This is a genomic window from Methylobacterium sp. 190mf (assembly GCF_900107945.1).
Classification (GTDB): Bacteria; Pseudomonadota; Alphaproteobacteria; order Rhizobiales; family Beijerinckiaceae; genus Methylobacterium.
On record NZ_FNVI01000005.1, the window covers coordinates 94,337 to 108,450 of the forward strand.

Consider the following 14,114-nt stretch of genomic DNA (forward strand, 5'->3'; position numbering starts at 1 on the left):
CGGCCCCGGAGCCGTCAGTCGGGAAGAGAATCCCCCGGCTCCTCCGGCAGCGGGTCGCCGGTCCAGGTCGTCGCGAAGGCGGCGAGCTCCCGCGCGTCGGCGAAGGCCGCCACGGTGACCTCGCGCGCGGCCGGCTCCGCCCCCGGATAGGGGGCGAGCAGGACGCGCACCCGGGCGAGCCGGCCGCTCGGCGCCTTCTCGGCGATCCAGGCCTGCGCCTCCGGCGTGAACCGCTCCGGGCCGTCCAGGGCCCGGGCGTCGGTGCGCAGCACGACCACGTAGGTGCCGAGGCTCGGATCGGCCTCCTGCACCGCCTTGACGATGTCGATCACGGGTTCTCCGCGAAGTCGTTGATCTGCACCTGGGCCTGCGCCGCGGTGAAGTTCGGGATGTCGGCGAAGATCTCCTCGCCGTGGGCGGCGACGGCCTTCTTGAAGGCGTCGACCGACTCGAAGGTCAGGAGGGCCATCACCTGGAACGGGGCGGCGCCGCCGTCCGGCGTGCCGGCGCCCTTGACGACCTTCGCGTCGTGGAGGCCGAGGGACGACCAGCGCTCGCGCACCAGCGGCATGTGGTGGCCGAGGTAGTAGCCCATGTCGAAGCTCGGGCCGGCCGGGTACATCACGCTTACCAGGATCATGGCGTTTCCTTCCTGTGTGGCGCCCGGTCGATCCGGGCGCCCGTCCTCGGGTCGTACGGCGACGGTCAGTGCAGCTTCACCCGCGGCTCGGTGCGCCGGGTCAGCGCGCGGGCCAGGGTGTCGAGGGCGGTCTTGGCCGTGCCGTGCAGCGCCCGCTCGTGCATCTTGTAGAGCGAGCGGTACATCATCCGGGCGAACAGACCGGCGATGAGCATGTTCTTGCCGCGCACGAACCCCATCAGGCTGCCCACGGTCGAGTACTCGCCCAGCGAGACCAGCGAGCCGAAATCCTTGTACCGGAACGGCTTCAGCGGCTTGCCGTCGATCTTGGCCGGGATCTGGGCGATCAGGTGGCTCGCCTGCTGGTGGGCCGCCTGCGCGCGGGGCGGCACCGGCGTGTCGGAGCCGGCCTCGACCAGGTAGGCGCAGTCGCCGATGGCGAAGATGTCGGGGTCGCGGGTGGTCTGCAGCGTCGGCGTCACCACCAGCTGGTTGGTCCGCGTCGTCTCCAGGCCGCCGATGCCCTGCAGGAAGGGCGGCGCCTTCACGCCCGCCGCCCAGACGACCAGCTCGGACGGGATGAAGGTGCCGTCGGCGAGCTGCACGCCGTCCGCGCGGACCTCGGTGACCCGCGCCTTCACGCGCACGTCGACGCCGATCTTGCTGAGCAGCTGCATCACCTCCGCCGAGAGGCGCTGCGGCACCGCCGGCAGGATCCGGTCGGCGGCCTCGACCAGGGTGATGCGGATGTCCTTGCCCGGGTCGATCTTGTCGAGCCCGGTCGAGACGACGTGGCGCAGGGTCCGGTGGAGCTCGGCGGCGAGTTCCGTCCCGGTCGCGCCCGCGCCGATCACCGTGACGTGGAGCTGGCCGGGCCGGACCGGGCCGGCCTGCGTGTGCGCGCGCAGCGAGGCGTTCACGAGGCGCTGGTGGAAGCGCACCGCCTGGTCCTGGGTGTCGAGGGCGATGGCGTGCTCGGCGACGCCCGGCGTGCCGAAATCGTTGGTGGTGGAGCCCACCGCCATCACCAGCGTGTCGTAGGGGACGGCGCGCTCGGGCGTGATCTCGCGCCCTTCCGCGTCGTGGCTCGCGGCGAGCTGGATCGTGCGCGCCTCCCGGTCGAGCCCGGTCATCCGCCCGATCCGGTAGCGGAAGCCGTGCATGTGGGCGTGGTGCAGGTAATCCACCGCGTGGTGGCCGACGTCGAGGCTGCCGGCCGCCACCTCGTGGAGCAGCGGCTTCCAGATATGCGTCCGGGCGCGGTCCACGAGGGTGACGTGCGCGCGCTTGCCGCGCCCGAGCTTGTCGCCGAGCTTCGTGACCAGCTGCAGTCCGGCTGCGCCGCCGCCGACCACCACGACGCGATGAAGGCCCGACTCGTTCTCGACGGATGCCATCGACACTCTTTCTCCCCCCGGACCGGGATCAGTCGCCGGCCTCCTTACACGGCCTGGGTTGCCGAATACCACATCGCCGGCCGCGACCCCCGGTCACGAGTGCGACGTCGCGCACCGGACGGGCGGCGCGCGGAGCCCGGTCACGCCGGCGGGGCGCCCGGCTGGCGCAGCGGATGCGCCTCCGCGACCGCCGGCAGGGCGAGGCAGGCCTCGGCGATTCGCGCGACCGTCGGGTAGGCCGCCGTGTCGATGCCGAAGATGCCCGTCCCGACCCAGAGGCTGACGAGGCAGAGGTCGGCGTGGCTCACCGAATCGCCCTGGCAGAACCGGCCCGTCCCCGGCTCGGTGGCGAGGCGCGTCTCCAGGGTCCGGAGGCCGGTCTCGAAGGCGTTGCGCAGGAAATCCAGCATGCGCTCCCGGGGCAGGCCGTAATGCTTCATCAGGAAGGTGCGCACCCGGGGCACGTAGAGCGGGTGGGTGTCGCACGCGACCACCTGCGCCAGCGAGCGGGCGCGGGCCCGCGCCCGGGGCTCCTCGGGCAGGAGGCGGACGCCGCCGCGCGTCTCCTCCAAGTAGTCGAGGATCGCCAGCGACTGGGTGAGCGGCGGCCCGTCGCCGTCGAACAGCGCCGGCACCGCGCCCTGCGGGTTGATCTTCCGGAACGCCGGCTCGTGCTGGTCGCCGGCGTCGAGGTCGATGAAGGTCTCCTCGTAGGCGATGCCCTTCAGCTTCAGGGCGATCCGCACCCGGAAGGCCGCGGCCGAGCGCCAGTTGCCGTACATGTGCATGGGTCAGCGGTCTCCGACGGGGTCGAGCGAGCACAGCCGACTTCGCCGCGGCCCGCAAGGGGGCTGCGCGCGCGGCGGCCCGGGGGCGACAAGCAGTCCCGCCGGGCCCATATCGGTCTCCCGCCCCGGAGAGCCCGCACGATGGCCGATCAGACCGACGCCCGCCGCTTCATCCCCCTGAACATCGCGGTCCTGACCGTCTCCGACACCCGCCGCCCGGAGGACGACCGCTCGGGCGACACCCTGACCCAGCGCCTCACCGAGGCGGGGCACATCCTGGCGGCCCGGTCGATCGTCCCGGACGAGGTCCCGGCGATCCGCGCGCGGGTGGAGGCGTGGCTGCGCGACCCCGGCGTCGACGTGGTGATCACCACCGGCGGGACCGGCTTCACCGGCCGCGACGTCACCCCCGAGGCGCTGGAGCCGCTGTTCGAGAAGCGCATGGACGGCTTCTCGGCCGTGTTCCACCGGATCTCGTACGACAAGATCGGCACCTCGACCCTGCAATCCCGCGCCACCGCGGGGGTCGCGCGGGCGACCTACGTGTTCGTGCTGCCGGGCTCGCCCGGCGCCTGCCGCGACGCCTGGGACGGGATCCTGGCCCAGCAGCTCGACTACCGGCACCGGCCCTGCAACTTCGTGGAGATCATGCCGCGCCTCGACGAGCACCTGCGGCGCGGCGCGAGCCTCACGGTGTGAGGCCGCGCGCTACGCGAGGTTCCCCTCCTTGCGGCGCAGGACCGAGTGCTTGCGGCCGTAGAAGAAGTACACGACGAGGCCGAGCGCCATCCAGATCACCAGCCGCAGCCACGTGTCGAGGGGCAGGCCGATCATCAGGAGCAGGCAGGACAGGATGCCGAGGATCGGCACGACCGGCACGGCGGGCGCCCGGAACGGCCGCTTCATGGTGCGCTCGGCCCGCCGCAGGTAGAGGACCGAGCCGCAGACGAGGATGAAGGCCGCGAGGGTGCCGATGCTCACCATCTCGCCGAGGATGTGGATCGGCACCAGCGCCGCCACCACGGCGACCGCGGCGCCGATCATCGCCTGGCTGCGATACGGCGTCTGGTAGGTCGGGTGGACGTGGGAGAACATCTTCGGCAGCAGGCCGTCCTGCGCCATGGTGAAGAAGATCCGGCTCTGGCCGTAGAGCAGGACGAGGATCACCGTCGTCAGCCCGGTCAGCGCCCCGAGCTTGATCAGGAGGCTGAACCAGCCGATGCCGATCACGTCGACGCCCTTGGCGATCGGGTCCGGGACGTTGAGGTCCTTGTAGGGCACGAGACCGGTGAGCACGGCGGCGACGAGCACGTACAGGATCGTGCAGACCGCGAGCGAGCCCAGGATGCCGATGGGCATGTCCTTCTGGGGCTTGCGCGCCTCCTGGGCGGCGGTCGAGACCGCGTCGAAGCCGATGAAGGCGAAGAACACCACGCCCGCGCCGCGCAGAACGCCGCTGTAGCCGAAATGGCCGAAGGTCCCGTCGTTGTCCGGGATGAGCGGGCTCCAGTTCGCGGCGTTCACGTGGCCCCAGCCCAGGGCGATGAAGGCGACCACGACGGTGAGCTTCACCGCGACCATGATGTTGTTGAAGAGCGCCGATTCCTTCGTGCCCCGCATCAGCAGGATCGTGATCAGCGCCACGATCAGGACCGCCGGCAGGTTCAGCAGCGCGGTCCCGCCGCCCTCGATCGGCGTGCCCGGCGCGTTGGCGAACTGCGCCGGGATCACGATGCCGACGCTCTTCAGGATGCTGGTCACGTAGCCCGACCAGCCGACCGCCACGGTGGCGGCGCCCATGGCGTATTCGAGGATCAGGTCCCAGCCGATCAGCCACGCGAAGAACTCGCCGAGCGTCGCGTAGGTGTAGGTGTAGCTCGATCCGGCGACCGGGATCAGCGCGGCCATCTCCGAGTAGCAGAGGCCGACGAAGGCGCAGGCGATGCCGCCGAGCACGAAGGACAGCATGATCCCCGGCCCGGCATACTGGGCCGCGGCCGTGCCGGTCAGGACGAAGATGCCGGCGCCGATGATCGCCCCGATGCCCATCGCGGTGATCGAGAGGGCGCCCAGCGACTTCGAGAGCTGTTGCTCGCCCTCGCCGCTCTCGACGATGTCCTCGACCGACTTGCGCCCCATCAGGCCCGACGAATCCATTGCACCATCCTTCCAGATCGGGGTGGCTCAGCGCGTCGACATGTCCGGAGACGGCGACGATCCTGCCGCGCTTCCAGAGTTGTAGAGGCGGATCGACCGACAACAACGTGAGCGGGCGCAAGATTCTTCCGGAGCAAGATTCTCCCGAGCAAGATCTTTCCGGTCAGGCGCGCTCGATCCGAGCGATCAGCGGCCTGACCTTGAGGCGACCCGTGAACGCGCCCTCGGCACGCAGGGCCTCGCGCCGGACGACGTCGCCGGCCCGGGCCTGCCGGGCGCCGACGACGGTCTCCGCCCGTCTGACGAGCCGGCCGAGCCAACGCCCGGCCGGGCGGTGCAGGCGGCCGAGCGCCGTCTCCGGCCGCGCGGTCCCGACGAAGCGGTCGAGGGTGCGGATCCAGCCCTCGGCCGGGACGTCGCCGGCCTCCAGGCACAGGATCCAGTCCCGCCGGGCCGCGGCGGCGCCCGCCGCGTAGGGATTGCCGCCCCGGTGCAGCACGAGGGTCGCGCCCGTGGCCTCCGCGACGGCCGCCACGGCCTCGCTCTCGCGGCCCGCGACGATCACCGCGTCGCCGACGAGGCCGCCGGCCACGCCGGAGACGAGCACGCTGAGCGTGTCGGCCAGGCGATCGATCGCGTCCGGATCGGCCGGTTCGGCCAGATAGGTCACGGCGGAGAGCATGAGCGCGCGCATAGACGATTCTGCGGCGCCGTAAACTGCCCCGCGGCCCGCGCGCCGACGCGTCGCCGTTCGGACGGGCTGCAGAACCGCATTTGCCTGAAAAAAAGGCGCCCGTCGCCATCGCGTTCGCTCTATGTTCTTATATGGATGCGTGAGGGAGGCGAGTCGTCATGGGGGGCACGCGCGACGGGACCGCCTCCGGGGCCGCGCCGCGACTCGGGCCGAGCGTCGCGGAACCGGCCGCCCGGCGGGGGCGCGGCGCGACGGCCAACCCGACGGGCCGATACGAATCCGCCCGGCGCGAGGCGTTCCATGACGAGACCTGGACGGCGGAAGCTCCGGCACCCCTGCGCACGGAGGTCACGCCAGAGCGGTCCGCCCGGATCATCGCGCGCAACAGCTCGCCCGACATCCCGTTCGACCGGTCGATCAACCCGTACCGGGGCTGCGAGCACGGCTGCATCTACTGCTACGCGCGCCCGACCCATGCCTGGCTCGGCCTGTCGCCGGGGCTCGACTTCGAGTCGCGGATCTTCACCAAGCCGGACGCCGCCCGGCTCCTCGCCCGCGAGATCGCCGCGCCGGGCTACCGGCCCGACACGATCGCCCTCGGCACCGCCACGGATCCCTACCAGCCGGTCGAGCGGGAGCACCGGCTCACCCGCGCGGTTCTGGAGGTGCTGCGGGAGGCCCGCCACCCCGTCAGCATCACCACCAAGTCGGACCTCGTGCTGCGCGACCTCGACCTCCTGGCAGAGATGGCGGCGGAGAACCTCGTGCTGGCGGCGATCTCGCTGCCGACGCTGGATCCGGACCTCGCCCGCCGCCTCGACCCGCGGGCGCCGCGGCCGGGCAAGCGGCTCGCGGCGATGCGGGGCCTGAGCGCGGCGGGCGTGCCCGTCATGGTCAACGTCTCGCCGATCATCCCCGGCCTGACGGACCACGAGATCGAATCGATCCTGGCCGAGGCGCGCGCGCACGGGGCGAGCCGGATCGGCCACGCGCTGCTGCGCCTCCCGGGCGAAGTCGCGGACCTCGTGGCGGACTGGTTCACCGAGCATTATCCCGAACGCAGGGCGCGGGCCTTCGCACTCCTGCGGGAAGCCCGGGGCGGGCGCGAGAACGACCCGCGCTTCGGCCACCGCTTCCGCGGGGAGGGCGCCTACGCGGCGATGATCGGCCAGCGGGTCCGGCTCGCCGGCACGCGTCTCGGTTTCGCCTTCGGGCGCATCGCGCTGAATCGCGACGCCTTCCGGAAGCCCGGCGCGCAGCTGGCGCTGTTCTGACACGCGACCGACGCGGCGGCGCGCGCGAGGCGGCGGACCTGTCCCACAGTACGGTTCAGCGAAAATTCCAGTCATTTTGGCCGGAAGCGGCGTAAAAATACATTTCCAAAGATAGAAAACGACTCAAATGTTGCTCCCAAAGTGGATTTTTAGATGTCTAAGGCGTGAGTAAAATCGCAGAACGTAAGATTGACATCTGTGCCATTGTGGTTCAAATGCCTGAGATCGCGAGGGTTACTGCGAGATTTTGACCAAGTTTGATTGAGTTATCGAATTTCAGTTCTATATTGAGGGTCGTTCTGTGCGTAAGAGCGCGATTTTGTCCGGCGTCCGTGTCCGCAGATCCCGCCAATGGACGCTGTGCGCCGTGATCCGGTCGCGGGCGAGCCTCGCGCCGCGGCCCTGCTCGGTTCTGCCGGTCGCGACTGCCGTCCTTCCTTGAGACGGTAGCGTGTCGGGGTTTCGACCTTCGATGCCGACCGGGCGAACTCCCGGACTCGCCGCGCCCTCGCCGCGCCCTTCGAGCGAACCGGGCCGGCGCCGCGTCGGGGTGCCTGTCGCGTCGCTCAGCCTTTCCGTCGACCGAGGCCGACCGGCCGCCCTGCTCGAACCGGGCAGCCCGGCGGCGGGCCGCGCGCCTCGACGCACCGCGAAGAGAGATCCCGACCCTCATGCTGCGTCTTCCGCGTCCGTCCATCGGCACGATCCTGTGCGCGATCCTGTTCTCACTCAGCGCCATGCTGCTGGCCGCGGGCGCCCGGACGGCGCTGGAGGCCGGGGCGCAGGAGCGGGAGAGCCGCCGCGTCGTCGCGCTCACGGAAGGCAGCCGTATCCTCCTCGAGATCCTGCTCGCCGTGCGCCTCGAGCGGGGGCGGACCCTGCAGGCGCTGATCGCCGCGGACAGGATCCCGCCCGCCGACGCGGCCCTGATCGCCCGACAGCGCGCGACCCGGATCGACCGGCTGGCGGCGCTCCTGAGCCTGGTGCGCGCGATCGACACCGCCGCGGTGGCGAAGACGGTCGATCCGCTCCGACGGGCGCACGAGGCCGTCACCGGCCTGACGTCGCGGATCGACGCGGCCCTCGCGGTCCCGGTCGCGGAGCGCGAGGCCGCGACCGCGGAGGTCGCCGCGACCGCCTTCCGGGATCTGCTCGACGCCCTCACGGCGACCAGCGGGGCCGTCGACGTCACGATCCCGCGCCGGGACGCGGCGCTGGCCCGCGCCCTGGACATCAAGCGCGCCGCCTGGATCACGCGGGTCGCGATCGGCGGCAACGTGGCGCGGGCCGAGACGGCCGTGACGCGGGGCACGGGCTGGTCCGAGGAGGAGCGCCTCGCGGAGGCCGAGGAGCGCGGCCGCGTCGCGGCGAGCTGGGCGAATCTCGTCGATCACATGGACGACACGCTGCCGCGGGCGGTCCAGGACGCCTTCGTGAGGGCGGGCGCCAGCAACTTCGAGGGTGAGGTCGCGGCGCGGCGGCAGGCCTTGCGGGCGGCCCTGAGCCGGGGCCAGCCGCCGGGCGTCGCGATCCAGGACCTGCGCGACCGCAACACGCGGGAGGTCAACACTATCGCCGACCTCGCCGAGGCGGCGCTGAACGCGATGGTCGCCCGCGCGCAGGCACTCTTCGCTGAGGCGGGGGCGACGCTGCTGCACACCGGCCTGTTCCTGGCCGCATCGGTGCTGCTCGCCGGTGCCGGCGCCGTCGTCGTCGTCCGCCGCGTGCTCGGGCCGCTCCGGGCCATGATCCAGGCGATGCGGGCGCTCGCCTCCGGCGACGTCGCCGTGGAGATCCCGGCCCGCGGGCGGCGGGACGAGATCGGCGCGATGGCGGCGGCCGTGGAGGTCTTCCGGGACAACCTCGTCCGCACCCGCGCCCTGGAGGCAGAGGCGGACGAGGCGGCGCGCGCCGCGGAGGCGCAGCGCCGGACCATGACGCACACGATGGCGCAGACCTTCGAGGCGGCGGTGGCCGGCATCGTCGGGCAGGTCTCCGCCGCCGCGGCCGAACTGCAGACCACGGCCTGGGAGATGACCACCACAGCCCAGGAGACGGCCAGCCAGTCCGATACCGTGGCCGCGGCCGCCGAGGAGGCGTCCGCCGGCGTCAGGACGGTGGCCGCCGCGGTGGAGGAACTCGGCACCTCCGTCCAGGAGATCGGGCGGCAGGTCCAGGGCTCGTCCGAGCTGGCCCGGAGCGCGGTCGGCGAGGCCGACCAGACGGCCGCCCTGGTGGCGGCGCTGAACGCGTCCGTCGCCCGGGTCGACGCCGTCGTCGAGCTGATCGCCCGCATCGCCGCGCAGACGAACCTGCTGGCGCTCAACGCCACGATCGAGGCGGCGCGGGCCGGCGAGGCCGGGCGCGGCTTCGCGGTCGTCGCAACCGAGGTCAAGGACCTGGCCGCCCAGACCGGTCGGGCCACCGACGAGGTCGGCCGGCAGATCGGCGAGATCCGGGCCGTGACCGGTCAGGCGGTGCGGGCGATCGGGACGATCACCGGCCGGATCGGGGAGATCGACGCCGTGGCCGCCGCCATCGCGGCCGCGGTGGAGCAGCAGGGGGCGGCGACGCAGGAGATCGTCCGCAATGTCGCCCAGGCCAATGCCGGCACGCAGGAGGTCACCGGCAACATCGCCGGCGTGGCGCAGGCGGCCGACCGAACCGGCCACGCGGCCGACCACGTGCTGACGGCCGCCACCGCGCTCACGCGTCAGTCGGAGGAACTCGCCGCGGAGGTCGAGCGCTTCCTCACCGGCGTCCGGGCCGCGTGACCCGTCGCCCGGCTCAGTCGAAGCCGCGGGTGAAGCTGAGCCGGTGGTGGGGGCTGCGCCCGAGCTGCGTCAGGCCGGCGCGGTGGACGGCCGTCCCGTAGCCGACGTTGCGCTCCCAGCCGTAGCCGGGATGGCGCCGGGCGAGCCGCCGCATCAGCTGGTCCCGGAGCACCTTGGCGACGATCGACGCGGCGGCGATCTGGGGCACCAAGTGGTCGCCGCCGACGACGGCGCGGCCGGGCAAGCCCGGCAGAGCGTCGCGCCCGTCGACCAGCACGGGCGCGGCGAGGCCGAGCCGCGCCACCGCCCGCGCCATGGCGTCGAGGGTCGCGCCGCGGATGTTGATCCGGTCGATCAGGGCGCGCGACCCCGCCGCCACCGCGACCCGCGCGTGGGCGCGGATCAGGGGGGCCAGCCGGTCGCGCACGGGCTCGGGGACGCGCTTGCTGTCGTCGAGGGCCGCGAGCAGGTCGGCCGGGATCGCCGCCGGATCGAACCAGACCGCGGCCACCACCACGGGTCCGCAGAGCGCGCCGCGCCCGACCTCGTCGCAGCCGATCGCCGCCGGATAGGCGGCGGCCCGGGCGGGATCGAACGGCCCGGCGACCGGGGGCCGGGCTCTGGCGGACCCGGCCGGTCCGGCGGGCGATCCGGCTGGCGGCTTGGCGGGTGGCTTGGCGGGCGGCATCGCGCCCTCCTGCCATTCCGCGCGGACGCCGTCACGCGTCAGGCGGCGTCGCGGGTGCTCCGGGCGCCCCCATGCGCCTCGACGATGTTACCGAAGAACTGCCGCGCGCTCACGTCCCAGCCGCGGCGCAGGGCCTCGGCCCGGCACTCGGCGCGCGACAGGCGCAGGGCCGCCAGCGCGGCGACCCGCAGGTCCGGGTCGAGCACGCCGACCCGCGTGCCGCCGACGACGTCGTTCGGACCCGGCACCGGGAAGGCCGCCACCGGGAGGCCGCTGGCCAGGGCCTCCAGGAGCACGATGCCGAACGTGTCGGTGAGGCTCGGGAAGACGAAGACGTCGCAGGCCGCGTAGACCGCCGAGAGGTCCGCGCCGGTGCGGGTGCCGAGGAAGTGCGCCGCCGGCGCGAGCGCCTGCAGCCGCGCGCGGTCCGGGCCGTCGCCGACCACCACCTTGGTGCCGGGCAGGTCGAGGGCGAGGAAGGCCGCGACGTTCTTCTCCACCGCCAGCCGCCCGACGTAGAGGAACAGCGGCCCCGGCAGGCCGGCGAGTTCCGCCGGCACGGGCGTCCCGGGCTCGGCCGGCCGGAACCGCTCCGTGTCCACGCCCCGGGTCCAGCGCATCAGCCGGCCGAAACCCCGCGCCGCGAGCTCGCCCTGGAGCGAGGCGGTGCTGACCATCGTCCCGCGGGCGGCGCCGTGGAACCGGCGCAGGTACGCGTAGGACCACGCCTCCGGCACCGGGGCGCGGGCGGCGAGGTATTCCGGGAAGCGCGTGTGGTAGCTCGTCGTGAAGGGCAGGTCGTGCGCGAGGCAGTGCCGGCGCGCCGCGAGGCCGACCGGCCCCTCCGTGGCGATGTGCACGTGGCTCGGCCGCTCGGCCCGCCAGCGCGCCGCCACCCGCTCGCGCCCGGCATAGGCGAGGCGGATCTCCGGGTAGCCCGGCAGCGGCAGCGAGCGGAAATCCGCGACGGACAGCAGCGTCGTGGCGAAGCCGTGCTCGGGCGCGCGCCGGACCATCTGCTCGAGGGAGCGCACGACGCCGTTCACCTGGGGGTGCCACGCGTCGCTGGCGATCAGGAGCTTCACGGCGGCGCCCTCACGCCACCGCGCGCCGGCCCGGCAGGGGCTGCGGCACGACCTCGGCCTCCCGCGCCCGCAGGAGGCTCGGGTAGTGCAACACCTCGATGCGGCCGTCGTAGTGCTCCACGAGCCCGGTGCAGGATTCCACCCAGTCGCCGGTGTTGAGGTAGCGCAGGTCGCCGATCGGCCGGTCCGCGGCGTGGTGGATGTGGCCGCAGATCACCCCGTCGGCGCCCTGGCGGCGGGCCTCCTCGGCCAGGATCGTCTCGAAGCGGCCGATGAAGCTCACCGCGTTCTTCACGCGCAGCTTCGCCCAGGCCGACAGCGACCAGTAGGACAGGCCGAGCCGCCGCCGCACCTTGTTGATCAGCGTGTTGAGGGAGAGCGCCAGCGTGTAGGCGCCGTCGCCCAGATGGGCGAGCCACGGCGAGTGGCGCACGACCATGTCGAACTGGTCGCCGTGGATGACGAGGTAGCGCTTGCCGTCTGCCGCCTCGTGGATCGCGGTCTCGGCGAGTTCGATGCCGCCGAAGCTCGTGCCCACGTAGTCGCGCAGGAACTCGTCGTGGTTGCCAGGCAGGTAGACGATCCGCGCGCCCTTGCGGACCTTGCGCAGGAGCTTCTGCACCACGTCGTTGTGCTCCTGCGGCCAGTACCAGCCCGAGCGCAGCTGCCAGCCGTCCACGATGTCGCCGACGAGGTAGATCGTGTCGGCGTCGTAGTCCTTCAGGAACGACAGCAGCAGGCCGGCCTGGCAGCCGCGCGTGCCGAGATGCAGGTCGGACAGGAACAGCGTCCGCACGCGGACCGGCATCTCCTCAACCTCGGCCACGGCACCCTCTCCCGGCGGCTGAACGGTGCCGGGATCCAGAGCGCGATCCGATCTCAGTTTGATGACGCGGGTTCCGACGGGGCGGAAAGACTTCGGTGTGCGGTGCCGCGAAGCCTCTCAACCGGAGCGTAGCTTCGTTGCGTCGCACAAAAAATTTTTTTGGCAAGTTCCGGAAGTTTTTCCGGTTTTCCTTTCGAGCTTCACCGCCTCATAATACCAAGAACCGGCCGCTCGGCACGAGCACGGCCGGACCTTGACAGGAAGGCGGCGAGGACGGCCCTGGAGCCGTTGGACGGGACGGCAATTCGGAGGCGACCGGCGCGCGGGGGCGCGCCGCGACGCGAGCGGCGTGAGGCCGCCTGCCGCTCCGCGGAGACCCCCCGATCACGGCAGAGGATGGCGTTCGAGGGGGTGCGGCGCGAGCCGCTCTCGACGGCGCCGGACCGACTCCCTGAGGACGCTTGGACAACCCGGTGCGGGTTCACGCCCGCGCGCAATGGACTTTTCGGAGGAAACATCATGGCCGCAACCCGGCGCCCCGGTCGCAACCACCTCTTCATCCCGGGCCCCACCAACATCCCGGAGCGCGTCCTGCGCGCCATGCACGTGCCGTCGGAGGATCACCGCTCGCCGAGCTTCCCCGAGCTGGTGAAGCCGCTCCTGCAGGACTCCAAGATGGTGTTCGGCTCGACCGCCGGGACGGTCATCCTGTTCCCGTCCTCGGGCACCGGCATCTGGGAATCGGCCCTGTCCAACACCCTCTGCCGCGGCGACACGGTGCTGACCTCGCGCTACGGCCAGTTCAGCCACCTCTGGGTCGACATGGCCCAGCGCCTCGGCCTCGACGTGGTCGTCCAGGAGGAGGAGTGGGGCACCGGCGCCGATCCGCAGAAGATCGAGGAGGCCCTGCGCGCCGACAAGGACCATAAGATCAAGGCCGTCATGGTCGTCCACAACGAGACCGCCACCGGCGTCACCAGCGACATCGGCGCTGTGCGGAAGGCGATCGACGCCGCCGGGCACCCGGCTCTGCTGTTCGTGGACGGCATCTCGTCGATCGGCTCTCTGCCGTTCGAGATGGACGCGTGGAAGGTCGACTGCGCCATCGCGGGCTCGCAGAAGGGCTTCATGCTGCCGGCCGGCCTCGGCCTGATCTGCATCAGCCCGAAGGCGCTCAAGATCGCCGAGAGCGGCACCGGCCGCAACGACCGGCTCGGCCACGCCTACTTCGCCTGGAAGGACCAGCTGGCCGCCAACGCCACCGGCTACTTCCCCTACACCCCCGTCCTGCCGCTGCTCTACGGCCTGCGCGAGGCCCTGGCGGTCGTGAAGGAAGAGGGGCTGGAGAACGTCTACCACCGCCACCACGTCCTCGCCGAGGCGACCCGCCAGGCGGTCGCGGCCTGGGGCCTCAAGCCCTGCGCCAAGGAGCCCAAGTGGAACTCCGACACGGTCACGGCGATCGTGGTGCCGGAGGGCGCCGACGCCGCCAAGGTGATCACCCACGCCTACGAGCGCTACAACCTCTCGCTGGGCGCCGGCCTGTCCAAAGTCGCCGGCAAGGTGTTCCGCATCGGTCACCTGGGCGACCTGAACGAGCTGTCGCTGCTGGGTGCCATCGCGGGCGCCGAGATGGCCATGATCGATTGCGGCATCAAGGTCACGCCGGGCTCGGGCGTCGCCGCGGCCTCCAGCTACCTGCGCGAGAATCCGCTGCATAAGGCGTGATCTGCGCACGCGATCGGGGCGGGACCGGGTTGCCGGGCCCGCCCCGACGCGCAAGTAAGAACA

13 protein-coding genes are annotated in these 14,114 nt (G+C 72.2%); 4 read left to right on the top strand and 9 right to left on the bottom strand.

Annotated elements, in window-relative coordinates; all coding sequences use genetic code 11:
• Nucleotides 1-14 precede the first annotated feature (14 nt).
• The 4 genes from C4T42_RS07540 to maiA all read right to left on the bottom strand — a co-directional run bounded on the left by C4T42_RS07540 (nt 15) and on the right by maiA (nt 2,825).
• Nucleotides 15-332 (bottom strand): hypothetical protein, encoded by a 318-nt coding sequence (locus C4T42_RS07540; protein ID WP_020092669.1) that lies wholly within the window; start codon nt 330-332, stop codon nt 15-17.
• Complete coding sequence (locus C4T42_RS07545) at nt 329-640, bottom strand: EthD family reductase (RefSeq protein ID WP_020092668.1); 312 nt, start codon at nt 638-640, stop codon at nt 329-331. Before C4T42_RS07545 ends, C4T42_RS07540 begins: the two co-directional genes overlap by 4 nt.
• Before the next feature lie 65 nt (nt 641-705).
• Complete coding sequence (locus C4T42_RS07550) at nt 706-2,037, bottom strand: NAD(P)/FAD-dependent oxidoreductase (protein ID WP_020092667.1); 1,332 nt, start codon at nt 2,035-2,037, stop codon at nt 706-708.
• Nucleotides 2,038-2,177: 140 nt separating this feature from the next.
• A complete protein-coding gene (gene maiA / locus C4T42_RS07555) occupies nt 2,178-2,825 on the bottom strand; it encodes a maleylacetoacetate isomerase (RefSeq protein ID WP_020092666.1) in 648 nt (215 codons plus the stop codon).
• Nucleotides 2,826-2,966: 141 nt separating this feature from the next.
• Here maiA and moaB point away from each other — a divergent pair, with 141 nt between their 5' ends.
• A complete protein-coding gene (gene moaB, locus C4T42_RS07560; RefSeq protein ID WP_020092665.1) occupies nt 2,967-3,524 on the top strand; it encodes a molybdenum cofactor biosynthesis protein B in 558 nt (185 codons plus the stop codon).
• A gap of 9 nt (nt 3,525-3,533) precedes the next feature.
• On the opposite strand, the gene C4T42_RS07565 is transcribed toward moaB, so the two are convergent.
• Together C4T42_RS07565 and C4T42_RS07570 are read right to left on the bottom strand one after the other, a co-directional pair.
• A complete protein-coding gene (locus C4T42_RS07565; RefSeq protein ID WP_020092664.1) occupies nt 3,534-4,982 on the bottom strand; it encodes an amino acid permease in 1,449 nt (482 codons plus the stop codon).
• A gap of 163 nt (nt 4,983-5,145) precedes the next feature.
• On the bottom strand, nt 5,146-5,676 hold the full coding sequence (locus C4T42_RS07570; RefSeq protein WP_020092663.1) for a hypothetical protein: 531 nt from the start codon (nt 5,674-5,676) through the stop codon (nt 5,146-5,148).
• 158 nt (nt 5,677-5,834) lie between these two features.
• On the opposite strand from C4T42_RS07570, the gene C4T42_RS07575 reads away from it, so the two are divergent.
• Nucleotides 5,835-6,950 (top strand): PA0069 family radical SAM protein, encoded by a 1,116-nt coding sequence (locus C4T42_RS07575; protein WP_103984959.1) that lies wholly within the window; start codon nt 5,835-5,837, stop codon nt 6,948-6,950.
• Between the two features lie 671 nt (nt 6,951-7,621).
• Nucleotides 7,622-9,724, top strand: a complete 2,103-nt coding sequence (locus C4T42_RS07580; protein ID WP_020092661.1) for a HAMP domain-containing methyl-accepting chemotaxis protein — start codon at nt 7,622-7,624, stop codon at nt 9,722-9,724.
• A gap of 13 nt (nt 9,725-9,737) precedes the next feature.
• On the opposite strand, the gene C4T42_RS07585 is transcribed toward C4T42_RS07580, so the two are convergent.
• The 3 genes from C4T42_RS07585 to C4T42_RS07595 are packed head-to-tail and all read right to left on the bottom strand — an operon-like array spanning nt 9,738 to nt 12,323.
• Complete coding sequence (locus C4T42_RS07585) at nt 9,738-10,412, bottom strand: ribonuclease HII (RefSeq protein WP_020092660.1); 675 nt, start codon at nt 10,410-10,412, stop codon at nt 9,738-9,740.
• 38 nt (nt 10,413-10,450) lie between these two features.
• The gene (locus C4T42_RS07590) at nt 10,451-11,497 is read right to left on the bottom strand and encodes a glycosyltransferase family 1 protein (protein ID WP_020092659.1); all 1,047 of its coding nucleotides are present in this window, start codon (nt 11,495-11,497) and stop codon (nt 10,451-10,453) included.
• A gap of 10 nt (nt 11,498-11,507) precedes the next feature.
• Nucleotides 11,508-12,323 carry a UDP-2,3-diacylglucosamine diphosphatase gene (locus tag C4T42_RS07595; RefSeq protein WP_020092658.1) on the bottom strand — a complete coding sequence of 272 codons (816 nt, stop codon included), beginning with the start codon at nt 12,321-12,323 and terminating at the stop codon, nt 11,508-11,510.
• A 519-nt stretch (nt 12,324-12,842) separates the two neighbouring features.
• Between C4T42_RS07595 and C4T42_RS07600 the strand changes: the two genes are divergently transcribed.
• Nucleotides 12,843-14,051: an aminotransferase class V-fold PLP-dependent enzyme gene (locus C4T42_RS07600; protein WP_020092657.1), complete on the top strand. Its 1,209-nt coding sequence runs from the start codon at nt 12,843-12,845 to the stop codon at nt 14,049-14,051.
• Nucleotides 14,052-14,114 lie beyond the last annotated feature (63 nt).